Annotated in this window: 21 protein-coding genes and 1 pseudogene; 14 read left to right on the top strand and 8 right to left on the bottom strand. The window is 67.0% G+C overall.

What is annotated here, in order from left to right; translation table 11 throughout:
* Nucleotides 1-9: 9 nt before the first annotated feature.
* The 3 genes and pseudogenes from OH705_RS29405 to OH705_RS23065 all read right to left on the bottom strand — a co-directional run bounded on the left by OH705_RS29405 (nucleotide 10) and on the right by OH705_RS23065 (nucleotide 3038).
* On the bottom strand, nucleotides 10-714 hold the full coding sequence (locus tag OH705_RS29405; protein WP_371918342.1) for a methyl-accepting chemotaxis protein: 705 nt from the start codon (nucleotides 712-714) through the stop codon (nucleotides 10-12).
* 198 nt (nucleotides 715-912) lie between these two features.
* Nucleotides 913-1794: pseudogene (locus OH705_RS29400) on the bottom strand (methyl-accepting chemotaxis protein); the annotation flags it as partial.
* Nucleotides 1795-2153: 359 nt separating this feature from the next.
* Nucleotides 2154-3038, bottom strand: coding sequence for a neutral zinc metallopeptidase (locus tag OH705_RS23065; RefSeq protein ID WP_267303054.1), 885 nt, complete (start codon nucleotides 3036-3038; stop codon nucleotides 2154-2156).
* Nucleotides 3039-3237: 199 nt separating this feature from the next.
* On the opposite strand from OH705_RS23065, the gene pcaH reads away from it, so the two are divergent.
* The 4 genes from pcaH to OH705_RS23045 all read left to right on the top strand — a co-directional run bounded on the left by pcaH (nucleotide 3238) and on the right by OH705_RS23045 (nucleotide 8129).
* Entirely contained in the window at nucleotides 3238-3957 is a 720-nt protein-coding gene (gene pcaH, locus OH705_RS23060) for a protocatechuate 3,4-dioxygenase subunit beta (RefSeq protein WP_094012489.1), read from the top strand.
* Between the two features lie 11 nt (nucleotides 3958-3968).
* The gene (gene pcaG / locus OH705_RS23055) at nucleotides 3969-4574 is read left to right on the top strand and encodes a protocatechuate 3,4-dioxygenase subunit alpha (RefSeq protein ID WP_023631026.1); all 606 of its coding nucleotides are present in this window, start codon (nucleotides 3969-3971) and stop codon (nucleotides 4572-4574) included.
* A 239-nt stretch (nucleotides 4575-4813) separates the two neighbouring features.
* Nucleotides 4814-6367 (top strand): collagen-like triple helix repeat-containing protein, encoded by a 1554-nt coding sequence (locus tag OH705_RS23050; protein WP_267303053.1) that lies wholly within the window; start codon nucleotides 4814-4816, stop codon nucleotides 6365-6367.
* Nucleotides 6368-6458: 91 nt separating this feature from the next.
* Complete coding sequence (locus tag OH705_RS23045) at nucleotides 6459-8129, top strand: ShlB/FhaC/HecB family hemolysin secretion/activation protein (protein ID WP_267303052.1); 1671 nt, start codon at nucleotides 6459-6461, stop codon at nucleotides 8127-8129.
* A 90-nt stretch (nucleotides 8130-8219) separates the two neighbouring features.
* On the opposite strand, the gene OH705_RS23040 is transcribed toward OH705_RS23045, so the two are convergent.
* Nucleotides 8220-8627 carry a response regulator gene (locus OH705_RS23040; protein ID WP_023632522.1) on the bottom strand — a complete coding sequence of 136 codons (408 nt, stop codon included), beginning with the start codon at nucleotides 8625-8627 and terminating at the stop codon, nucleotides 8220-8222.
* A gap of 47 nt (nucleotides 8628-8674) precedes the next feature.
* Nucleotides 8675-8857 (bottom strand): Flp family type IVb pilin, encoded by a 183-nt coding sequence (locus tag OH705_RS23035; protein ID WP_023632521.1) that lies wholly within the window; start codon nucleotides 8855-8857, stop codon nucleotides 8675-8677.
* A gap of 289 nt (nucleotides 8858-9146) precedes the next feature.
* Here OH705_RS23035 and cpaB point away from each other — a divergent pair, with 289 nt between their 5' ends.
* The 8 genes from cpaB to OH705_RS22995 are packed head-to-tail and all read left to right on the top strand — an operon-like array spanning nucleotide 9147 to nucleotide 16627.
* Nucleotides 9147-10094, top strand: coding sequence for a Flp pilus assembly protein CpaB (gene cpaB / locus OH705_RS23030; RefSeq protein ID WP_038706840.1), 948 nt, complete (start codon nucleotides 9147-9149; stop codon nucleotides 10092-10094).
* Nucleotides 10095-10113: 19 nt separating this feature from the next.
* Nucleotides 10114-11406 carry a type II and III secretion system protein family protein gene (locus OH705_RS23025; protein ID WP_052062228.1) on the top strand — a complete coding sequence of 431 codons (1293 nt, stop codon included), beginning with the start codon at nucleotides 10114-10116 and terminating at the stop codon, nucleotides 11404-11406.
* Entirely contained in the window at nucleotides 11403-12593 is a 1191-nt protein-coding gene (locus OH705_RS23020) for a pilus assembly protein (protein WP_038706839.1), read from the top strand. The genes OH705_RS23025 and OH705_RS23020 overlap by 4 nt, the downstream gene beginning before the upstream one ends.
* Nucleotides 12590-13846 (top strand): CpaF family protein, encoded by a 1257-nt coding sequence (locus tag OH705_RS23015; protein WP_038706838.1) that lies wholly within the window; start codon nucleotides 12590-12592, stop codon nucleotides 13844-13846. Before OH705_RS23020 ends, OH705_RS23015 begins: the two co-directional genes overlap by 4 nt.
* Complete coding sequence (locus OH705_RS23010; protein ID WP_267303051.1) at nucleotides 13843-14724, top strand: type II secretion system F family protein; 882 nt, start codon at nucleotides 13843-13845, stop codon at nucleotides 14722-14724. The genes OH705_RS23015 and OH705_RS23010 overlap by 4 nt, the downstream gene beginning before the upstream one ends.
* Before the next feature lie 2 nt (nucleotides 14725-14726).
* Nucleotides 14727-15614 carry a type II secretion system F family protein gene (locus OH705_RS23005; RefSeq protein WP_094012496.1) on the top strand — a complete coding sequence of 296 codons (888 nt, stop codon included), beginning with the start codon at nucleotides 14727-14729 and terminating at the stop codon, nucleotides 15612-15614.
* A gap of 38 nt (nucleotides 15615-15652) precedes the next feature.
* Nucleotides 15653-16354 carry a tetratricopeptide repeat protein gene (locus OH705_RS23000; protein ID WP_094012497.1) on the top strand — a complete coding sequence of 234 codons (702 nt, stop codon included), beginning with the start codon at nucleotides 15653-15655 and terminating at the stop codon, nucleotides 16352-16354.
* A 12-nt stretch (nucleotides 16355-16366) separates the two neighbouring features.
* A complete protein-coding gene (locus OH705_RS22995) occupies nucleotides 16367-16627 on the top strand; it encodes a DUF3613 domain-containing protein (RefSeq protein ID WP_038706834.1) in 261 nt (86 codons plus the stop codon).
* A gap of 42 nt (nucleotides 16628-16669) precedes the next feature.
* On the opposite strand, the gene OH705_RS22990 is transcribed toward OH705_RS22995, so the two are convergent.
* Together OH705_RS22990 and OH705_RS22985 are read right to left on the bottom strand one after the other, a co-directional pair.
* Complete coding sequence (locus OH705_RS22990) at nucleotides 16670-17452, bottom strand: response regulator (protein ID WP_376780528.1); 783 nt, start codon at nucleotides 17450-17452, stop codon at nucleotides 16670-16672.
* Between the two features lie 113 nt (nucleotides 17453-17565).
* Nucleotides 17566-18036: an A24 family peptidase gene (locus tag OH705_RS22985; protein ID WP_038706832.1), complete on the bottom strand. Its 471-nt coding sequence runs from the start codon at nucleotides 18034-18036 to the stop codon at nucleotides 17566-17568.
* Between the two features lie 75 nt (nucleotides 18037-18111).
* Between OH705_RS22985 and OH705_RS22980 the strand changes: the two genes are divergently transcribed.
* Nucleotides 18112-18555, top strand: a complete 444-nt coding sequence (locus OH705_RS22980) for a TadE family protein (RefSeq protein ID WP_023632045.1) — start codon at nucleotides 18112-18114, stop codon at nucleotides 18553-18555.
* Nucleotides 18552-21188 carry a PAS domain-containing sensor histidine kinase gene (locus tag OH705_RS22975; protein ID WP_094012500.1) on the top strand — a complete coding sequence of 879 codons (2637 nt, stop codon included), beginning with the start codon at nucleotides 18552-18554 and terminating at the stop codon, nucleotides 21186-21188. The genes OH705_RS22980 and OH705_RS22975 overlap by 4 nt, the downstream gene beginning before the upstream one ends.
* Here the strand turns inward: OH705_RS22975 and OH705_RS22970 are convergent.
* Nucleotides 21173-23128 (bottom strand): pilus assembly protein TadG-related protein, encoded by a 1956-nt coding sequence (locus OH705_RS22970; RefSeq protein WP_232888279.1) that lies wholly within the window; start codon nucleotides 23126-23128, stop codon nucleotides 21173-21175. The two genes, OH705_RS22975 and OH705_RS22970, sit on opposite strands and share 16 nt — an antisense overlap.
* Nucleotides 23129-23236: the final 108 nt, after the last annotated feature.

The raw sequence follows: 23236 nt of genomic DNA, 5'->3' as shown, positions 1-23236 counted from the left end.
TTTACAGGATCAGACGCGGAACTGGCTGACCAGGGTCTGCAGGTGGCCACCCAGGCGCGCCAGCTCGACGCTGGAAGCGGCGGTCTCGTCGCTGGCCGCGGCGGTCTGCTCCGACACGTCGCGCACGTTGAGGATGCTGCGGCTGATCTCTTCGGCCACGGCGCTCTGCTGCTCGGCGGCGGCGGCGATCTGCTGGTTCATCGACTGGATGTTCGACACCGTGCGGGTGATGCTTTCCAGCGAACCACCGGCCTTGCGCGCCAGCTCGACGCTGCTGTCGGTCAGGTTGCGGCTGCCGTTCATCACTTCGGCAACCTGCTGGGTGCCGTGCTGCAGGCTGGCGATCAGGCCTTCGATTTCCTCGGTGGACTGCTGGGTGCGCTGGGCGAGGCCACGCACCTCGTCGGCGACCACGGCGAAACCACGCCCGGCCTCACCGGCACGGGCGGCCTCGATGGCGGCGTTGAGCGCCAGCAGGTTGGTCTGCTCGGCCACCGACTTGATCACGTCCATGACGCTGCCGATCTTCTGGCTTTCCTGCTGCAGCAAGGTCATGGCCTCGGTGGAGCGGTGAACTTCGTGGGCCAGGCGCTCGATCTGGCTGATCGCTTCACCCACTACCTTGTCGCCGACACGGGCTTCGTCGTCGGCGTTGGTCGCGGCGTGGGAGGCTTGTTCGGCGTTGCGCGCGACTTCCTGCACGGTGGCGGCCATCTCGTGCATGGCGGTGGCTACCTGGTCGGTCTCGACCTTCTGGCTGTTGGCGCCGGCGCTGGTCTGCTCGGTCACCGCCGACAGTTCTTCGGCGGCGCTGGCGATCTGGGTGACGCCGTCGCGGATGCCGGTGATCAGGTCACGCAGGGTGGTGCCCATGCGTGCGATGCCTTGCTGCAGGGCGCCCAGTTCGTCGCGGCGGGTGACGCGCAGTTGCTGGGTGAGGTCGCCGCTGGCGATGCGGTTGACCACGTCCATGGTCTCGCGCAGCGGACGGGTGATCTGACGGGTGATGATGAACGCGGCGAGCACGCCTACCAGCAGCGCCAGCAGGGTTGCGGTGGTTTGCAGGCTGCGGGCCTGGACGCTTTCGTCGTCACGGCGCTCGATCTGGATCTTGTACAGCTCGTCGCTGCGCTTGACGATATCGGCGCCCTGCACGGTCATTTCGGCACGGGCTACGCCAATGGCGGCAGTGGCGTCGCGGAACTGACGCACGGCATCACGGTAGGCCAGAACGGCGCTTTCGAACTGCTGGATGCGCGAGGCTTCGGCCGGCAGCTGGCGCTTGAGGCTGTCGATTTCGCTGAGGGCGTTTTCCAGCTGGCGCAGGGCGGCCTGCTCGGCTTCGCTGGTCAGGTCGGCGATGTAGCTGCGCACGTCCAGGCGGACCTGCACCAGCTGCTGCTTGGCCTTGCTGATCAGCAGGTATTGGGCCAGGCGGCTGGCATCGCTTTCGCTGCTGGACAGCACGGCGCCGCTGATCGCTTCGATGGCGTCGTTGGCGCGGGCTGCGGCCTGGTTCATCGAGTCGCGGGCGGTGAGGGTGGTCTTGTAGCCCTGGCGCATCTTCTCCAGCGAAACCCGGTACTCGCTGATGCTCTGGCCCTGCTCGCGCAGCAGCTTGAGGTTCTCGGGGCTCTTGAAGGTGTTGACCAGGTGCTGCTGCTGGCTGCCGAAGGCGTCGAGCTTGGCCTGGACGTTGGCTGCCGAGGCGTCGTCGCCGTTGGTCAGCATCCACTGCAGGCGGGCCACGCGCAGGTTGGTCAGGTCACTGTTGAGCTGGGTGATGTCGCTCATCCAGTTGCTGCGGTCGATAAGGCTGCCCAGGCTGTTCCAGCCGGTCAGGGCCAGCAGGCCGGTCAGGACCAGGACCAGGCCGAAGCCCAGGCCGAGTTTGAGGTTGACGCTGATATTGGCGAACCAACTGTTCATGCACGCTCTCCCAGAGAATGATTTCGCTCACTTGATCTCAAAAGTTGGGCGTTGTTGTTGTCAGATAGCCCGCAGATTTGTGTAGGACTTATCGGCAACGCTGGGAGAAGCTGAAACGCTTTTTCCGCAATTTTGTAACTTGTTGAATACGTTTACGTTTTTGATGTTGTCAATTGCGGGTCAGCGGACTCGCAGCAGGAGCCGGCTGACCGCCGATCGCTATTTCAGAGGCTACGCGCGCTGAAGGTATCGCACTGGTTCAGATCGCCGCTGGAGAACCCGGCCTTGAACCAGCGCATGCGCTGCTGGGAGGTGCCATGGGTGAACGAGTCGGGCACCACGCGGCCCTGACCCTGCTGTTGCAAACGGTCGTCGCCAATGGCGTTGGCGGCGTTCAACGCCTCCTCGACGTCACCCGGCTCCAGCCAGTTCAGACGCTTCTGCGCCTGGTAGGCCCAGACCCCGGCCAGGCAGTCGGCCTGCAGCTCCTGGCGCACCAGCAAGCCATTGTCGCCCTCCATGCGCTGGCCACTGCGGCGCGCCGCATCGACTTTGGCCGAGACGCCCAGCAGGGTCTGCACATGGTGGCCGATCTCGTGGGCGATCACATAGGCCTGGGCGAAGTCGCCGGCGGCCTTGAAGCGGGTTTCCATTTCGCGGAAGAAGGTCATGTCCAGGTACACGCGCTGGTCGCCGGGGCAATAGAACGGCCCGACCGCCGAGGAGGCGAAGCCGCAGGCAGAGTTGACCTGGCCGCTGAACAGCACCAGCTTGGGGTCGCGGTACTGTTTGCCGGCCTGGGCGAACAGTGCCTTCCAGGTGTCCTCCGTGTCGCCGAGGATCAAGGCGACGAATTCGGCCTGCTCGTCGTTGGCCGGCGGTGCCTTGCCGTCGACGTTGGCAGGGGCGGTCTGTTGCTGCTCCATCTGCCCAGCCAGTTGGCCGAGGATCTGCAGTGGGTCCTGCCCGGTAAGCCAGCCGATGCCGACGATCAGCAGGATGGCGCCGAGCCCCAGGCCCTTGCCGCCGCCGAAGCGCATGCCGCCGCCACCCCCTTCGCCGCGGGCATCGACCACGTTGTCGCTGCGTCGGCCTTTTCGCCATTCCATGTAGAGCTCTCCGGTTGCTGAAACATGAAGTCCAAGATTAGTTCAGCGAAGACCGAGGTGTATTCCCGACCGCTGACGCATAACCAAATGGTTATGCCTGGGACCGCTGAATTCAATATTCATCCCGTCGCACCTGCCGGAAACTGCAAGTCCGCCTGCCACGCCCAGGCGTTCGATAATTCCAAGAGAGGAAACCGGCATGCCCGCCCAGGACACCAGCCGCTTCGTGATCCGTGATCGCAACTGGCACCCCAAGGCCTTCACCCCCGACTACAAGACCTCGGTGGCGCGCTCCCCGCGCCAGGCGCTGGTCAGCATCCCGCAGTCGATCAGCGAAAGCACCGGCCCGGACTTTTCCCACTTGCGCTTCGGCGAGCACGACCATGACCTGCTGCTCAACTTCAACCAGGGCGGCCTGCCCATTGGCGAGCGCATCATCGTTGCCGGACGGGTGGTCGACCAGTATGGCAAGCCGGTGCCCAACACCCTGGTGGAAATGTGGCAGGCCAATGCCGGTGGCCGTTACCGGCACAAGAACGACCGCTACCTGGCACCGCTGGACCCGAACTTCGGCGGTGTCGGCCGCTGCCTGACCGACCGCGACGGCTACTACAGCTTCCGCACCATCAAGCCCGGCCCGTACCCCTGGCGCAACGGCCCCAACGACTGGCGTCCGGCGCATATCCACTTCTCCATCAGCGGCCCGTCGATCGCCACCAAGCTGATCACCCAGTTGTACTTCGAGGGCGACCCGCTGATCCCGCTGTGCCCGATCGTCAAGTCGATCGCCAACCCGGATGCCGTCGAGCGGCTGATCGCCAGGCTCGACATGAGCCACGCCAACCCCATGGATTGCCTGGCCTACCGCTTCGACATCGTCCTGCGCGGCCAGCGCCAGACCCACTTCGAAAACCGCTGAGGAGCCCCGTCATGCCTATCGAACTGCTGCCGGAAACCCCTTCGCAGACCGCCGGCCCCTATGTGCATATCGGCCTTGCCCTGGAAGCGGCCGGCAACCCGACCCGTGACCATGAAATCTGCAACCGCCTGGCCCAGCCCGATGCACCGGGCGAGCACATATTGCTGATCGGCCAGGTGTACGACGGCAATGGCCACCTGGTGCGCGACTCGTTCCTGGAGGTGTGGCAGGCGGACGCCGAGGGCCGCTATCAGGACGAGTACCACCTCGAGAACGCCTTCAACAGCTTTGGCCGCACCGCGACCACCTTCGATGCCGGCGAGTGGACCCTGCACACGGTCAAGCCGGGGGTGGTGAACAACGCCGCGGGCGTGCCGATGGCGCCGCACATCAACCTCAGCCTGTTTGCCCGGGGCATCAATATCCACCTGCATACCCGGCTGTATTTCGATGACGAAGCCGAGGCGAACGCCAGGTGCCCGGTGCTGAACCTGATCGAACAGCCGCAGCGGCGCGAGACCTTGATTGCCAGGCGCTGCGAAGTGGACGGCAAGACGGCGTACCGCTTCGACATTCGTATCCAGGGCGACGGGGAGACAGTGTTCTTCGACTTCTGACGCCCCCGGTCGGCAAGCCCGGCAACACTGGCAGGGCTTGCCGCTTGTACTAATGAGTTACGACTAATCCTTTCGTGGCGCATCCCTGCGCGCGTCGTCAAACTACTGAAATTCTTCTTGTTTTCCCGCCCTCATTGCCCCTGCCACAGGTACTAACACCAAGTTGTGAGCTACCCGATTCGGCGCCATGCGCTTTCACTGCTGTTGTGAGCAAAACATTTAGCAGCGGGAGTCCTTCCATGAACACTCAAGCGTGGATCAAGGCGGCAACGGCGCTGACGATGGCCGTGAGTCTGGGCCTTGCCGGTTGCAGCAGCGGCGGCGGCGGGCATCACAGCGAGGTCGATGGTTCGTCGTCCGACGGCGGCGCGGGTGCCGGAGCCGGTGGCGGCGGGGGCGATGGCACGGGCGGCAGTGGTGGAGGCGGTAGCGGTGGCACCACGTCCCCGGGTGATGGCAGCGCCGGTACCGGTGGCGGCGGCGGCGGTGGAGGCACTGGCGGCGGCAGCACGCCTGGTGGCGGTGACGGCGGCACGGGCGGTGGTAGCACACCCACCGCGCTGGTCACCGGCCAGGTGGTCGATCAATTGGGCAATACTGTGTCCGGGGTCGGTGACGGCGTGAGCAATCTCGGCCAGGTGATCGGTGCGCTGCCCATTGCCGGCAATACCTCGTTGAGCGGTGGCGTGGGCACGCTGGTGTCCTCCGCCGGCAACGCCGTGAACAGCGTCGGCGGTGGCCTGAGCGAGGGCCTGGGGCAATTGGGTACCGGCAACAATGCCGTGGGCACCACGGTCGGCGTGGTCGGTGCTGCCACCGCCGACCTGGGCGGCGGCGTCTCCGGCCTTGGCCAGGGCGTGGCCGGGCTGGCCACCAACGGGCCGGTCGAGCAGGTGCCGGTGGTCAACCAACTGGTTGCCGGGGCCGGTCAAGGCGTCGACCGGGTCGGCCAGGCGGTGACCATGCTCGGCGACACCCTGTCGCCGGTCGGCACCAGCGGCCCGCTCGCCGGGGCGACCCAAGGCGTGAGCGATGCCTTGGTGCCGGTGGTCTCGCTGGTGGAAAACACGGCGGCCAATGCCACGCGGCAGACCGGGCTCGCCGGGCCGCTGAACCAGGCGCTGAACCAGACCGGTGGTGCCCTGAACCAGGCCGGCCAGCAACTGGCGGGGGCGGGCAACGGCAACCCCTTGAGCAACACGCTCGGTCAGGCGGTGGCCAATACCGGCACCACGGTCAGCACGGCGAGCGGGCTGGCCCCTGCCACCGGCGGCCCACGCAGCGGCCTGCTGGAAACCGTCGGCGGCGTGCTGGCCGGTGCCGGCAATGGGCTGACGGCGAGCACCACCAGCCCGACCGTGAGTGGTATTGGCGGCACTTCGGTGCAGACGGGCAATACCGTCGCCAGCCTGGGCACTGTGCTCGGTGGCAACGGCGTGGCCAACAGCGCTGCCGGGGCGCCGGTCGCGGCGCTGACCCAACAGGTGGGCAGCGGCCTCAACCCGGTGGTCACTGGTGTCTCCAGCGTCACCCAGCAAGTTGGCGCCAGCACCGGCGTCGGCGCCCCCGTGGCGGGGCTGCTGAACCAGGTCGGTGGCGCGGTGGGCTCTGCCGGCACGCAGCTGGCCGGTACCACAGGCAACCCGGTTGTCAGCCAGGTTGGCGCGACGGTGACCGCGGTCGGTACAACGCTCGGCCAGGCGGGCACCTTGGTCAATGGCGGCGCACCGGCCGGTGGTCTTGGTGGTGCGCTCAATGGTGTGTCAGGGGCTCTGGCAGGCGGGCAGCGCTGACGCCACGGGCTACGCTCAAGGTGAGTGAGACCGACCGGCGCGCCGTTCGCCGGTCGGTCACCCCGCAACTCGTGGATCATGGAGTGTCCGAATGCGCCGATTGCTGCTGACGATGCTGGGCCTGTCCGCAGCCTGCCTGGCCCGGGGCGAACCCCTGCCGAGCTTCCTCAACCGCAACGAGACCGAACGCCGCCTGCCCACGCCCAACCTGCCGGTGGATGCCTACCGGCCCGACCAGCCCGGCTTGCGCGTGCCCAGCGTGGACACCACGCGGCAACCACCGTTGCTGATGAACACCCGGGTGGCGGTGCGCAAGGTGCGTTTCGAAGGCGGCACCGTCTACCCCCTGAGCGACCTGCGCGAGCATTTCCAGCCGGTGATCGGGCGCGAGGTCACGCTCGCCGAGTTGATCGAGATCACCCGCCGCCTGACCCAACGCTACCAGCAGGACGGTTACCTGCTGTCATACGCCTACCTGCCGCCCCAGGACTTCGCCGATGGCCGGGTGCGGGTGGTGCTGGTGGAAGGCTACATCCACGACTATCACATCGAGGGCGACATTGGCGCGGCGCGGGCCTACCTGGTGCAACTGCTGGACCGGCTCAAGGCCGAGCGTCCGCTGACCCGCGAAAGCTTCGAGCGCTATACCAGCCTGGCCGGGCGCATCCCCGGGGTGACGTTCCAGGCCCAGGTGCCGCCGCCGGCGACCACCGACGGCGCGACCCGCCTGCTCGCCCAGGTGTCGCGCAAGCCGGTCACCACCACCTTGAGCCTCAACGACGGCAGCCGCGACGACCTGCAGGCACTGCTGGGTGCCAGCAGCAACGCGCAGACCCGCTTTGCCGAACAGTTGAGCGCCAGCGTGCTGGTACCGCCTGGCGAGGACAAGGAGCATTACTACCGCCTCGACTACAGCCAGTTCCTCGATGCCGAAGGCTCGAAGCTGTTGTTGTCGGCTTCGCGCTACCGCAGCGACCCTAAGGCGCGTATTCGTCTGGACAACGGCATCGACCTGACCCAGCACCGCGAGAACGAACGCTACTCGGTGGGCATCAGCCAATCGCTGATCGCCTCGCCCAGTGAATGGCTGGAGGTGGTCGGGCGCTTCTACGTGGTCAACGACCGCATCGATTACCAGGTGGTGGGTTTCCCCCTGCGCCTGGACAGCGAGACCGATATCCGCGCGCTGTCCTTCGAAGGCGACTGGCGCAAGGCTGATGCGCGCCGCCTGCGTATCCTCAGTGCCGGGGTCTATCAGGGGCTCGACCGCCTTGGCGCCAACACCAATGCCGACTACGACCTGGACTTCCTGCGCCTGCGGGTCTCGGGCGTGCAGAGCGACAACTTCAGCGACAACTGGCAGGGCGTGGCATCGGCGGCGGCCTACTGGAGCAACGACAGCCTGCCCGACAGCGAGCGGGCGGTGTTCGGCGGGCAGAACTTCGGGCGCGGCTACCCCAGCGACCAGGGCTCCGGAGACAAGGGCTGGGGGTTGGCCTACGAGCTCAACTACAGCTTCCGGCGCGACGCTGGCTGGCTCAAGGTCGTGCAGCCGTACGTGGCGCTCGACACCGCGCGGGCCTGGTTCAACGCGCTGGAGGTGCGCGACTCGAAGATGTCGTCGGCGGCGCTGGGGCTGCGCTTTGGCGATATGCGCTACTACAACATCGCGGTGGAGGTGGCCAAGCCGATGTCGGACATGGCGCTGGACAGCTTCAACCGGCGGCCACGGCTGAACCTGAGTTTCAGTTATCAATTGTAAGGGGGCCGTGCCCCTCATCGCCGGCAAGCCGGCGATGCGCCGCGTCAGCGGCGCCTTCTGTAAGGGCGTTGTACGGTGCCGACTCCGGCGTTATTTCACCGCCTGCATCAACGGTTTGGGAAACAGGTTCTCCAGCGTCTCGAGCAAGCGGGCGTGATAGATCGGCTTGCGAAACAGGTCGAGTACCTGCAGCCGCAACAGGTCGCTGACGTCGTCCATGTCGGCATGCCCGGACATGACGATTACCGGCAAGTGCTGGCGGGCGGTGTGGTCACGTAGGCGCTGGACCAGGCCCAGGCCGCTCTCCTCGGGCATGCGCAGGTCGGTGATCACCAGAGCCACATCGGGATGGCGGGTCAGCTGTTGCAAGGCAGACCTGACCGAAGTGGCGGTGTGACAACAGAAACCTTCGTTTTCCAGCAGCTCGGCCAGCTCCAGCAAGGCCTCCTCCTCGTCGTCCACCAGCAGGATCTGTTGACGCAAGGAAGAGGTCGGCATGCTTGGCTCCGGGCGGTTGGACTACACGTCTCGCTGGCGCGGTGCGGTCACTGGGTGATCGCGGTCTGGATCTTGGTCATGATCTCCGACACTTCGCCCGAAATGGGGGTGACGAAGCCAGCCAGCACCACCGCGACCATGGCCGCGATCACCGCGTATTCGATACCGGAGGCGCCATCCTTGCGCAGGAGGAAGGTCTTCACGTGGAGGAGGATCTGTTGCAGCAGCATGGCACGTCTCCTTGCGCTCGATGGGCGCCGGTCGGAGGGGCTTGATAAGTGATACCCCTTTGCCATCAGAGCATCGCCAAGCCGTGGCGGCCTGCAAATGTAAAAAAGCATTAATCCAAAAGTATTGGTTGGAATTGGCGGCGCTAAGTTTTTGTTTTGTCGGTGCGTCAATTTCGTGGCTCGAAAAAACCAGCACAGGTAATGGCGAAAGATTGCGCCTCAGCTACCGTCCAATAGCGAAATAGTTACTTTTTGCCATCATTGGTCCCGGGCGTAAGGGAGAGCGCAGATGAGCAGTCGCCTGACCATGATCCTCGCCGGCCTGTTCCTGCTCGCGGCCTTGCTCGCGGGGTATTGGGGCCTGCGCTTGAGCCGTCCGCCAGAGCCGGCGCCGACGCCCTTGACCCCGCCTTCCGAGGCTGCCATTCCGGTCGCTGCCGTGCCCGCCGCGCCCCCGGAACCGGCGCGTTCGCCCATCGTTATCCTGCGCAGGGCGGTCGCGGCCAACACCCCCTTGAGCGAGGAGGATGTGCTGCTCGAGCGCCTGCAGGTGGTGCCTGCCGGCGCGTTCCAGCAACTTGACCAGGTGCTTGGGCGCAGCAGTACCCGCCCCCTTGCTGCGGGCAGTTGGCTGGACGAGTCAAGTTTTCAGGCCGGCGGTCCATTGGCGCGGATGATTCGCCCCCACGAACGGGCGGTCGCGGTGGCCATCGACGATGTGATCGGTGCCGCCGGGCAACTGCGCCCAGGCGATTATGTCGACGTGCTGCTGTTCCTGCGTGAAGAAAACAACAACCCGCAATCTTCAGCCCAGGTAGTGCTGCCGGCCTTGCGTGTGCTGAGTGTCGACCAGCAGACGGGCCTGGCCAACGATGGGCGCCCGGCCCAGACCGCCGAAGAGCTCAAGGCCCGGCGAGACCAGCAGACCATCGGTGGCAATCCGGCGCGCACCGTGGGGCTGGCGGTGCCCGAGGCCCTGGCCAGCCGGCTGATGCTGGCGGCCCAGGCCGGCACCCTGCGCCTGGCAGTGCGCAGTGCCGACGAACCGCTGCTGGCGGGGTACTGGTCCGGCCAGGACGCCAGTGCGCAGGTGGAAACGGCCAACCGCAACCTCTATCGCTTCAGCCAGCTGTCCCAGGTGCCCCTGGCCAGCCAGGCGGCGGCCGCGGCGGCTGGCGCGCCGACCATGCAGATCATCCGCGGCGCGCAGAACGGCGACAACAACAAGACTCCCTGAACCGGCAAGGATGCGATCCATGCGTAGTTCTTTGCGTGTTACTCCACGAGGTAACTGGCTGGCCCCGGCGCTGCTGGCCCTGGCCCTGCTCGCACCGACGGCGCAGGCGGCCGCAAAGGGTTGCGCGGCCTTCGGCCAACTGCCCTCGGTCATCGAGATGGACCAGGGCCTGCAGCAAGAGCTGCGCTTGCCGGTGGCCATCACCCGGGCGGCGGTGGGCGAGCCCAAGGTGGCCGATGTCCAGCCCAGCGGCGCGCGGGCCGTGCTGCTCACGGCAGTGGGGCAGGGCACCACCAGCCTCATGCTCTGGACCGACTGCGCTGCCCAGCCGCATCGGGCCATGCTGTTCGTCAAGGGCCGGGCCAGCGCCGACATGGCAGAGGCCGCGCAACTGCCCACGGCCCAGGAGGACCTGCCCGTGCAGGTGCAGGCCGATATTCGCTTCGTTGAAGTGCGCCGCCTGAAATACAAGGAGGCCGGCGCGCGGTTGTTCTTCAAGGGCTCGAACAACAGCCTGATCGGCTCGCCCAATACCGTGCCCAACACCGTGGTGCGCCCCGGCTACGTGCCGGGCGTTGCCACCGGCACCAACCCGGTGACCTACGCCGATGTGCGGCCCGGCATCCCGCTCGACAACGACGTCTTCAACATCGTCTGGGGCGGCGGCAGCAGCCGCTTCCTGGCGATGATCAACGCCTTGGAGAACAGCGGCTTCGCCTACACCCTGGCCCGCCCCAGCCTGACCGTGCTCAGCGGCCTGACCGCGAGCTTCCTGGCCGGTGGCGAGATCCCCATACCGGTGCCCAGCAGCGGCAGCGACAACGTGTCGATCGAGTACAAGGAGTTCGGCGTGCGGCTGGCGCTGACCCCGACCGTGGTCAGCCGCAACCGCATCACCCTCAAGGTGGCGCCCGAGGTCAGCGAGCTCGACTACAACAACGCGGTGGTCATTGCCGGTACCCAGGTGCCGGGCCTGAGCGTGCGCCGCACCGACACCAGCATTTCGCTGGCCGATGGCGAGAGCTTCATCATCAGCGGGCTGATCAGCAGCAACGTGCGTTCGGCCGTGGACAAGATGCCGGGCCTGGGCAACCTGCCGATCATCGGCGCGTTCTTCCGCCAGTCGGCACTGAACCGCGAAGAGACCGAGCTGCTGATGATCGTCACCCCGCACCTGGTCCAGCCGTTGGCCGTCAATGCGCGCCTGCCGGAGCTGCCGGGCGAGGCGCTGCGCACCTACGACCCCAGCTGGGGCCGCCTGTTCTTCATGGAAAACGGCAACTTCGAAGGCCGTGGCGGGTTGTCCCAATGAGCGAAAGCCTGAACCAGACCTACCTGGCCCTGACCCGCAACGACGAAGACCTGCACTGGCTGCAGGGCGCGTTGGCGCCGCTTGGGCAGGTGATCGGCGCCAGCAGTGCGAACCTTGATGAGTTGCTGGCGCTGGTCGACATGACCTTCAGCAACCTGGTGTTCATCGGCCTGGACCGCGAACAGCTGATTGGCCAGTGCGCGTTGATCGAGGGCCTGCTGGAAGCCAAGCCGATGCTGGCCATCGTCGCCCTCGGCGACGGTATGGATAACCAGCTGGTGCTGCACGCCATGCGCGCCGGCGCCCGTGACTTCGTCGCCTACGGCTCGCGCGCCAGCGAGGTGGCGGGGCTGGTGCGGCGCCTGGGCAAACGCTTGCCGACGGCCACCAGCAACCCCAGCCTGGGCGGGCTCACCGTGCTCTATGGCGCCCAGCGCGGCGCCGACGGCGCGCTGCTCACCACCCACCTGGCGCGGGTGGTACAGGAGAGCGGGCAGCAGACCCTGCTGCTCGACCTCGGCCTGCCCCGTGGCGACAGCCTGGCTTTGCTTGGCCTGGAGGCGTCGTTCCATTTCGGCGATGCCCTGCGCCACCTGCGCCGGCTCGACGCCACCCTGATCGACAGCGCCTTCACCCGCGACAAGGGCGGCCTGCGCATCCTCGCCTATGCCGACAGCGACGAGGCCCTGCAACAGTCCAGCGCCGCCGAGCTGCACATGCTCCTCGGCGCCCTGCGCCAGCACTTCCAGCACATCGTCGTGAACCTCACCGGGCAGGCCGACAGCGAGGCGCTGCGGACCCTGGTCAGCCACTGCGACAAGTTGATCGTCTACACCGACCAGAACATCCTCGACTGCCGGCGCAACCTCGACGTGCTCGAGCAGTGGCGCGACCGTGGCATCAAGCTCGAGCACGCCAGCCTGCTGGTGGACCGCTACCTGCGCCAGGTTGCGCCGGATGCCGAGGCCCTGGCCAAGCGCTACGGGCTGCCCCTGCTCAAGGTCATGCCCTACAGCCCGGAAGTGCGCCTGAACGCCAAGAACCAGGGCCTGAGCCTGTTCGAACTGGCCCCTCGTGAAAGCCTTACCCAGGCTCTGCGCGGTCTGGGCGAGCGCCTGGCGCGGCGCTCGGAGAACCTTTCGCCGCCGGGCCAGACCTGGCTGCGCCGGCTGTGGGGCAACCGATGATCAGCGAAGAACCCTTTGGCGGGCCCCGTCACGCGGCCAGTGACCCGCAGGCGCTCAAGCGCGCCTTGCACCGGCACGTGATCGATGCCATCGAGGACAGCGGCCGCAACCTGCTGGAGGGCGCGCGGCCGGTGCTGGCGCAGTTCGTCCTCGAGCAGGTGGGCGACTATGTCGCGCGCCTGCGCCTGGCCCTGTCGCGCTACGAGATGGAGCGCCTGGCCGAGGAGATCGTCGACGAGCTCACCGGTTATGGACCGTTGGAGGTGCTGCTGCGCGACCCGAGCGTCACCGAGATCCTGGTCAACGGCCCGTACCGGGTGTTCGTCGAACGCTCCGGCCTGCTGCAGCAGACCGACCTGCGCTTCATCGATGCGCACCATGTCGAGCGGGTCATGCAGCGCATCCTCGCGCCCCTTGGTCGGCGCCTGGACGAGTCGTCGCCGATGGTCGATGCGCGCATGCCCGATGGCAGCCGGGTCAACGCGATCATCCCGCCGGTGGCCCTGGACGGGCCGTGCCTGTCGATCCGCAAGTTCCGCCAGGACATGCTCAAGAGCGCCGACCTGCTGGCCACCCGGGCCATCGACCAGCCCATCTACGACTTCCTCGAACGCGCCGTGGGCCGGCGCTGCAACATCCTGGTCAGTGGCGGCACCGGCACCGGCAAGACCACCCTGCTCAACATCCTCAGCCAGATGATCGCGCCCCAGGAGCGCCTGGTGACCATCGAGGACGTGGCCGAACTGCAGCTGCACCATCCGCACGTGGTGCGCCTGGAAACCCGCCCGCCGAATGCCGAGGGCCACGGCGAGATCAAGGCCAGCGAGCTGATCCGCAATGCCCTGCGCATGCGCCCCGACCGCATCATCCTCGGCGAGATCCGCGGCGCCGAAGTGCTCGACGTGATGACCGCGATGAACACTGGCCACGACGGTTCGATGAGCACGGTGCACGCCAACACCGCCCAGGACGCCCTGCTGCGCCTGGAGACCCTGGTCGGCCTGACGGGGCGGCAGATTGCCGAGAAGACCCTGCGGCAGATGATCTGCGCCGCGCTGGACGTGGTGATCCAGCTGACCCGCCTGGCCGATGGTCGGCGCTGCGTCAGCGAGGTGCTCGAGGTGGTCGGGGTGCGTGACGACGTGTATGTCACCAACACCTTGTTCCGCCTGGACCGGCGCAGTGGCGAGGGCTTTCTGCGCGAGGCGCCGAACCCCGCCGGCGGCAAGCTGCGCCACGAAGGGGTGCTGTGATGGGCCCGCTGCTGCTGGCGCTGTCGCCCCTGTGCCTGGGCATGGCCTTGCTGCTCTGGCGTCTCGGCCTGTACAAGCGCGGCGAGGAACGCATCCTCGAACGCCTGGGCCGGGCCTACCGTGTCGTGCGCAGCGGTACGGCCCGGCGTGACTGGCTCGACCCGTTGCTGCAGCGTGCCGGCCTTGCCCATGCCGATTTTTCCCCGCGCCCCTGGCTGCTGGGCTGGCTGGCGCTGACCCTGCTCGCCGGCCTGCTGGCCGGCTGGGTGGCGGCGCTGATGGTGCTGGCGGGCCTCCCTTTGCTCGGCCACCTGTATCTGAGTTGGCGCTGTCGGCGTCGCCTGCAGCAGATCGTCCAGCAATTGCCCGGTCTGCTCGACTACAGCGTGCGCAGCCTCAAGGCCGGACGCACCCTCAACGAGGCGGTGCTCGGCGGCGTCGACAGCACCCGCGAGCCGTTGCGCTCGGCAATGTTGCGGGTGCGGCGCAACGTGCAGCTCGGTGTGCCGCTGGAGGATGCCGTCAGCGAATTCGCCGAACTCTACGGCCAGGCCGAGCTGCGCATGTTCGCCCTGGGATTGCGCATCAACCAGCGCCACGGCGGCAACGCCAGCGAACTGATGGAGAACCTGATCAAGCTGATCCGCGAACACGAGCAGGGCGACCGGCAACTGCGCGCCATGACCGGCGAGACCCGCATCACCGCGTGGATCCTCGGCGCGCTGCCGTTGGTGATGGTCGGCTACTTCCTGTTCGCCAACCCCACCTACCTGCTGGCCATGTGGCGTGACGCCAGCGGCCAGATGATGCTGCTGTTCGCCTTTGTCATGCAGGCGGTCGGCTGCCTGGTGCTGTGGCGCATGATGAGGAGCCTGTGACCATGGCCCTGATGCTCAGCGCCCTGTGCCTGTTCGCCGCGTTCGCCCTGCTGGCCGCGCAGGCCATCGGCCAGTGGCGCGCTCGCCAGCGCGTGGCGCGGCGACTGCAGGGGCGGCTGGACCGCGACGAGCGCCTCGGCGACTGGTTGCAGTGGCTGGGCAGCAGCCCGTGGGGGCGGCGCCTGCAACGGCTGGACGGCGAGACCCAGGCGCTGCTCGACCGCCTGGGCTGGCGACGCAGCCGGCAACGCGCACTGTTCGCCGCCGTGCAATTGGGCTTGCCGGTGCTGGCAGTGGGCATGGCGCTGCTGTTGGCCCATGGCCTGCCCGGGGAAAACCGTGGGCACTGGGGAGTGCTGTTGCTTTGTGCGCTGGGCGCGGGCTACCTGTTGCCCAAGCGCCTGCTGGTCGTGGCGGCGGCCCGGCGCCAGCGGCGGATCGCCGAGGAGGTGAGCCTGCTCATCCCGTTGCTGCGCATCCTCTTCGAAACCGGGCTGGCGGTGGAGCAGGCCCTGCGCGTGCTGGCCCTGGAAGGCCGCAGCCTGGTGCCGAACATCAGCGACGAGTTGCGCCTGGTGTTGCAGCGGGTCGATTCCGGCCTGGCCCTGGGCCCGGAGCTGGAAAAGACCGCGCGCCTGCTGGCGGTGGACGAGTTCATCGACACCTGCGTCATCCTCCAGCAACTGCTGGTGCAGGGCAGTGGCTCGATGAAGTCGCTTCTGGCGCTCAAGGAACTGCTCGACGACCGCCGCCTGACCGGCCTGCAGGAGCGGGTGTCGAAAATGTCGGCGAAGATGTCGGCGGTGATGATGGTGTTTCTGTTCCCGGCCCTGCTCATCGTCCTGGCCGGGCCGGGGTTTTCCGCCCTGGCGCGGGCCTTGGGCTCATGAGCGCCGGAACATTCGGGCATTGATAGGGGAGACGCGCAATGAAAGCCATCCTGACGTTCATCAGCCTGCTGCTGCTCGGCGGCTGCGCCGGGCAGCCCCCCGAAGGCCTGGCGCGCCTGCTGGGCGGCGGTACCTGTGGCAAGCCCGACGCCGACCAGCAGTTGAGCCTGGACATGGCCGACCAGATGATCAGCGAAGGCCGCCCGCACGCCGGGCTGGCCCACCTGGAGCAGTTGCCCGAGCAGCTCGAGCAGGTGCGTCTGCGCAAGGCCAAGGTGCTGCGCCTGCTCGGGCGCCCCGAGGCCGAACCGCTTTACCGCAGCCTGCTCGGCGGCTGCCTGGCCGCCGAAGGCGAGCACGGCCTGGGGCAACTGGCCTCGGCCCGTGGCGACGACACCCAGGCCCTGCGCAACCTGCAACGGGCGGCGCGGCTGGCGCCCACCGACGAGAAGGTGCGCAACGACCTGGGCGTGGTGCAGATGAACCTGGGCAATCACGAACAGGCGCGTTTCGAGTTTCTGACCGCCATCGAGCTCAAGGACGATAACCCGCTGCCGGCCGTCAACCTGGTGACCCTGTCGCTGGTGCAGGACAACTGGCGCCAGGCGGAGGACCTGGTCAATCGCCTGCACCTGAAGCCCGAGCAGTTCGCCGAGGCCCAGGCCCGGGCGCAGCGCATTCTTGCCAACGGGCGTGGCCCGCTGGCCGCCACTGAATCCCCGGCCGCGGCCATCAACTGAGCGGAGGTGAACATGTTCAAGCCCTGGATCGTCCTCGCCTGCCTGGCCGCGCCACTGTCGGCGCTGGCCGAGGACCCGCCGCGCCAGCCGCGCCCGCAGACCGCCACCGAAGCCCTGTTGCAGGTGCAGGCGAGCAACCGCCAGGCCTCCAGCGTGCGCCAGGTGCAGACCGACAAGGAGCGCGACCAGGCCATGCAGCGCTGGCTGGACAGCTACAAGTATCCGATCCCGGATTTCTACCGCTGGACCAAGATCAGTTCGTCGAACAATTGAGTGCCTGATCGCGGCCTGGCCCCGCGATCAGAATCAAGACATTCAATGGGTGGTAAAGCGCTGATGCACTGGCGAAGAGCGTGGGGTCAGCGCCAGCGCCAGTTGCGTGCGGTTGTGCATGTGGGTCAGGCGCAGCACCTGGGACACGTACAGCTTCACCGTGTTTTCGGTGATGCCCAGTTCGCAGGCGATCTGGTAGTTGGTCTTGCCCTTGCTCACCAGCCGGGCGACTTCCAGTTGCCGCGGTGACAGCTTCTCGAACGCCGCCGGCAGCTCCGGCTCGCCTTCCTCGCTATCGCCGGCGCGCCGATGGGCGCCTTGGCCCCGGGCTTTCTCCAGGTCCTGGTAGAGGTCGTCGATGGACTCGGCCAGCTCCTGCAGGCGTTGGTTGAGGCTGCCCAGTTCGCGGAAGTTGCGCCGCCGCTCCAGCAGCGCGGTTTCCTGGCGGCGCACGCCTTCGAGCAGTTCGTCCAGGTCCATGGGTTTCTGGTAGTAGTCCGCAAAACCCTCGCGCAGGGCGCGGATCACGTCCTGCTTGTCGGCGCGGCCGGTCAACATGATCGCCTCGAACATGCGCTGCGGCCCGGCGAGCTGCTTCAACGTGCGCACCAGTTCGATGCCATCGCGTTCGGGCATGTGCAGGTCACACAGGATCAGGCCGATGGTTTCGTCCGCCTTGAAGCAGTCGATGCCCTGGCCGGTGGAGTGGGCGGGGACACAACGGTAGCCCTCGCTTTCGAGGAATTCGCACAACTCTTCGACGATCACTGGCTGGTCGTCGACCACCAGCACTTTCACCTCACTGACGGGTTTGTTCACGATCAACTCCCTGTTGTATCGGCCCTGCTCCCGGGCCAGACGCTCTGGCAGTTAGAAAAGTAGTCGCACTTTGCCGTTATGTACATCGGTCCTACTCCAGAATCCGACCCTTCGGTCGTTTATTGGATCCATACCGCTGTCAGCAGGAAGCCAGCGAGCACGTAGGGGGCAAAGGGCTGCTTGTCGCCGACCTGTTCGGCCAGCGCCTGCAGGCGCTTCTTCACCTTGGGGTTGAGCAGGGTCCACAGGCGCCGGCGGCCGAACATCCAGGCCAGGACGGTGACCCCGGCGCCGATGAAGGTACCGAGCACGTACTGCGGGCTGGTGGCCAGCGCCAGGGCGCCCATCAGTTTCACGTCGCCGGCGCCGAAGCGGCCGAGCATGTAGCCGGGCAGGGTCAGCAGCATGACGATGGCCAGGCCCCAGCCGGCCTCGCTGGCGTCGGCGCCGATCCAGCTGCGTCCGGTGGCGAACAGCCAGGCCAGGGCGCACGCCGCGACGCCCAGGGTCAGGGCGTTGGAGATTTGTCGTTCACGGACATCTTGTTCGGTGCACAAGGCAAGCCACAGCAGGAGAACAATGCTTTGCATTGGCAAATTGCCATCCCTATTCGTTGAACGGTTCTATGCTTTCAGACAGGTCTCACAGTCAGGGTAGACGCGAACATGAAAGCAGGCCCGGCGGGACAACAAAAAGGCGCGGCTGCCATCGAGTTTGTCGCGGTATTCATGGTGTTTTTCGCGGTGTTCTACGGCCTGGTCAGCTACGCCTTGCCAATGCTCATGCTGCAGTCGTTCAACCAAGCCAGCAGCGAAGCGGTGCGCCGTTGCGTGGCCGTGGACCCGAGCAGCCAGACCTACGAGCTGGACGTGCAGGGGCTGGCCCGTCAGGTGATCGGCCAGCAATTGGCGTGGATGCCCAATGCGCTGGGCTTCAATGTGAACACCGATACCCGGGTCACCGTGGGCACGGACAAGGTGCTGACGGTGGTGATCGACTACCCCCGCGAACGCCTCAACCGGGTCTTGCCAACCCTGCTGCTGCCGGTGATCGGTGATGTGCCCAAGCTGCCCGCGCGGCTGCAGGCCCAGGCGAGCCTGCAACTGTGAGTGGCGGTCTGTTCGACCGCTGGTTCGCCGCGCCGGCTCCTGCCCAGGCGCCCGAGGCGACACCCGCCGTCGGCCTGCAACTGTGGCTCGACGACCAGGCGCGGGTGCTGCGCCTGGCCGGCCCGCTGCGCAGCTTGCTGGCATTGCCCGGCCAGGCTGGCGCACGGGTGCACGACTACCTGGAGCGACACAGTTGGCTGGTGCTCGAAGGCCATCCCGCGGACTGGCAGGGGCAGCCACTGGACTTGGATTTCCATACGGTCATGGGCCACGCCCTGCACACCCGTGGCTGGCTGCAACGCCACGAGCAGGGCTGGATGCTGCAACTGTTCGATATCGGCGACCTGCTCCGCGAACAGCGCTGGGATCGCCAGCGACCGCTGCTCGGAGAGATCGGCCATGCCCTGCGCGAATGCGGCGCCGAGCGCCTGGCGCAGACGGTGCGCGAGCAGTTGCGCAGCCTGACTGAACACTGGCAGGCCGCCGCGCTGCGCCTGGTGCTGCGCGAGCCGGGCGGCTGGCGCCACTTTGCCAGCAGCGATGATGCCTGGCCCTGGCCCGATGATCGTCGGTTGCGGGACAGGCTGGACCAGTGGCCGACCCAGACCCTGATCGAGGTGCGCGACGACCCTGATCTGCTCGCCCTGTGCGGAGGCGCCTCGCTGTTCCTGGTGCCCTATCGGCAAGGGCTGGAGGCCGAGGCCTGGATGTTGTGCGCCGGGGCGCGCCAGGTGCCTGCGGTCGACATGGCCATGGCCCTGGTGCGCAGCTTGACCGAGCCGCTGCTGGTACGGCATCGCCGCCAGCAACTGCAGCACCAGGCCCATCACCTCGACGACCTGCAGCAGCAGTTGGGCGCCGGGTGGTGGGAGTGGCCGGCGCACGGCGACCTGCAGTTGGACCCGGCCCTGGCCGCAGCCCTTGGTTTCGACAGCCGGGTCGGCCAGGCCCAGTGGCTTGACCGCCTGCACCCGGCCGACCGCGAACCGGCGCAGCTGGCCCTGGACCAGGCCCGTGACGGGCAGGCGTTGAGCCTGGGTGTGCGTCTGCTGGACCGTGACCCGCTCGCGACGCCGCGCTGGTTCCATTGGGCCGGCCAGGGCCGGGGCGGCCAGTTGCGCGGTTTCCTGCTCGATATCAGTGCCCTCAAGGCCCAGGAGCAACAGGCTGGCGCGGCCCGGGCGCGGCTGGAGAACCTGATTGCCCGCTCACCCGCGGTGATCTATGTGCAACGCTATGCCGAGGGCGCGCTGCACAGCGATTTCTACAGTGCCAGCCTGGCGCCGTTGCTGGGTTGGGAGGCCGACGGCGAATTCGCCCGCCAGCCGGGCCTGGCGGTGCACCCCGACGACCGTCCGCTGTGGCTGGAGCGCACCCGCAGCCTGCTGCGCGATGGCCAGGTGCGTTGCCGCTATCGCCTGCGCGACCACCTGGGGGGTTACCACTGGATGCTCGACGAGGCCCGCCTGCTGCGTGACGACTTGGGTCAGCCGCTGGAGGTGGTCGGCCTGTGGCTGGACGTCAGCGAAGCCACCGAGGCCGCCGAGCGCATGCGCCAGAGCGAGGAACGCTACCGGGTGCTGGTGGAGGACTCGCCGGCGATGATCTGCCGCTATCGCCCGGACCTCAGCGTGCTGTTCGGCAATCGCCCGCTGGCCGATTACCTGGGTTGCACGCCCGAGCAGTTGCAGGGCGCGGACCTGGGGCAATGGTTGTCCGCCGACCAGCGCGAGGGATTCATCCAGCGCCTGCGGGCACTGACGCCCGAGCAACCGGTGAGCAGCGCGGAGATCTGCCTGCAGTTGCCTGGCCGTGAGCATGCCTGGTGGGTCTGGGCCGACCGCGGCATGTTCGACGGCGAAGGCCGCCTGCTCGAGGTCCAGGCCGTGGGCCGTGACAACACCGAGGTGCGGCGCAGCCAGCAGCAGCTGTTGCAGGGGGCCAAGATGGCTACCCTCGGCGAGTTGGCCACCGGCCTGCTGCACGAGATCAACCAGCCGCTCAACGTGATGCGCATGGCGGTGGTCAATGCGCTCAAACGCCTGGAGAACGGCGCCGCCGATCCGGCCTACCTGGAGGACAAGTTGCGTCGCATCGAGGCGCAGGTAGAGCGCGCGGCCCGGCTGGTCGAGCACATGCGCGTGTATGGCCGGCGTTCGACGGTCGAGCGCGAGCGCTTCGCCGCCTGGTGCGCGGTACAGGGCGCCCATGCATTGCTGGAGGAGGGCCTGCGCGGCAAGGGCGTGGCGCTGCAGCTGGAATCGCCCGAGGCGATGCCACAGGTGCTCGGGCATCAGGACCAGCTGGAGCAGGTGCTGATCAACCTGATGGTCAACGCCCGCGATGCCTTGCTGGAGCAGCAGGTGGCGCAGCCCTGGATCCGCGTGCGCCAGGCACTGCATGGCGAGCGGCTGTGGCTGCTGGTGGAGGATAATGCCGGCGGCATCGATGCGCGGCTTCACGAGCGGATCTTCGAACCCTTTTTCACCACCAAGCCGGCTGGTGTCGGCACCGGCCTGGGGCTATCGGTCAGCCATGGCATCGTCAGCCAGATGGGCGGCGAACTGACGGTGAGCAATACGCCTGGGGGCGCGTGCTTCTGCATCGAGCTGCCGGTTCACTGCACCAGTTGAGCGTGGCCGCTGGAGCAACTGAGGTTGGCGCCGACCTCGGCGCTGGCCAGATCGATGCCCAGCACCTTGAGCAAGCCGTTGACCAGTGGATCGAGCAGCGGGCTGAGCAGGTTCCTGATGATCGGCTCGAGGATGTTCTTCACCCCATCCAGCAGGCCGGCGGTGAGCACCAGCACCTGGCCGAGGCCACTGTTGGCAGTGGGTCTGTAGGCTTCCAGATGTACTCCCGCAAGCGTGCCGGACAGACTGCCCACCACCTGGCCCTGGTCGCTATCCATGGGCTGGAACATCGGATCCTGGCCGATAGTGCGTGGGGCATGGTCGCCGGCGAAGACCAATGGTTTTTCCGTCGGGCTGCTGCCGAGCAGCTTGGTGTCCACCCGCAGGCCGATACCGCCGCCGGCATAGGGCACGCGTGTACCGCAGGAAGGCGGCAGGATCAGCAGGCGGCTGCAGACATTGGTGCCGATATCGATTACCGGCAGGGCCTGCACTTTCACTAGGTCAGGCCCATTGCTGAGGAACTCGGCCGGTGAGTCGAACTTGCCGATCGCGATCCTCGCCGCCGAGCGCTGGGTGAGAGTGGTCAGGCTCTTGGGCGCGCAGCTGTAGTTGTCGGGTGGTGCCGGGCGCAGGCGGCTGGTGCCTTCGGCCACTTCGATGCCGATGTCGATGTGCACCTGGCTGTCCAGCAGCTTGATGTCGCTGACCTTGCACGGGATGCCCAGGGCGCAGGTCAGCGACTGCACGGTGCCCAGCAGGTTCAGGCTGAGCAGGTTGTTGAGCACGTTGGTCAAGGGCGCCGCCAGGTCCAGCACGGCATTGAGCAACCCGGCGATGCCGGTCAGCAGGGGCAGGTCCAGTGATACCAGCGCGCGGATCTGCGCGGTATGGACGCGCAACTCATCGCTGCGCGGGTCGCCCACGGCGGAGTTCTGCGGGGGCTGGATCACCTTCAGATACACGCGGCCGTTGATCAGACCCAGCACGGTGATGGGGATCTCGGCGTTCACCGCTTGCCGATTAGCCGCCAGTTGAATCATGGCCTGGACCAGTTGCAGCAGTTGCACGTTCGCGTCCAGGCCGGCCTGGACGGTGCCGGTCTGCAGGTTGAGTAATTGTCCAACGGTGATCGGCCCTTTGAGGTCCGCGGCGAGTTTGAGCAGATTGCCGGTCACCTCCACGGCGGCGCCGCTTTGCTGCAGTACCTTGACGGCGACGTCCAGCAGCTTGTCGGCGGTGGTCTGGAGGTTCAGCAGTTGCTGGTAGTCGCCCAGGTTCAGGTGCAGGTCGGTGGACAGTGCGTCGAGGTAATCGAGCAGGTTGAGCTGGGTATCGGCGATGCCTTGCCAGCCCAGCACGGTGAGTTGGGTGCTGGCGCCGATGGCCTTCAACAGGGCGTTGAGAATGGCCGACTGCATCGAACTGACCTGCAGCAGTGTGCTGCGAATGCTCAGCATTGCCTGGGGCGGCCCAGGGTTGGCGGCCACCGCGCTGGCGCGCAGGGTGGTGGTGCGGGCGATGGCACCGCCCTGCACCAGCGCGTAGATGCCACCGGCAAAGCTGGTGACCACCACATTGCTGACCTCGACCTTGATCGCCTCGTTGCGCTGATTATCGGCAGTGAAGGTGCGCAGGTTGTCATTGCCGGTGCGCAGGTAGCCACAGCTGGCGATCAACGGGTTGAGCGGCGAATGGCCGTTGCGGGTGGCGGCTGTTCGGGCCAGGGTGGATGCCTGCGGGCCGCTGCCGGTGCAGGCGCCGTCATGCTCGGCGGCTTCCAGCGCAGCCATGTCGGCGATGCGTTGCAGCTTGCGTTGTTCGAGGTAGAGGCGGCCGCTGTCGACGGTCAGGAGCATGAACACCAGGGCCAGGCCCATGGTCAGCGCGGCCATCAGGCCGATCGCGCCGCGTTGGCGCACAACGGAACGGGGAACCACGGGCACTCCTTTGCCGGCCTGGGGCCCGGCAGCGTGGCGGCGGTGCAAGGAGTGTAGTCAAGGTGATGGCAAGTTGCCTTGATCGAAGTGCCCCGCCCCAGCGGCGCA

It is taken from the genome of Pseudomonas sp. BJa3, assembly GCF_026343815.1.
Classification (GTDB): Bacteria; Pseudomonadota; Gammaproteobacteria; order Pseudomonadales; family Pseudomonadaceae; genus Aquipseudomonas; species Aquipseudomonas soli.
The sequence above is the reverse complement of the archived record's forward strand: the minus strand, read 5'-3'. Positions and strand labels throughout refer to the sequence as shown.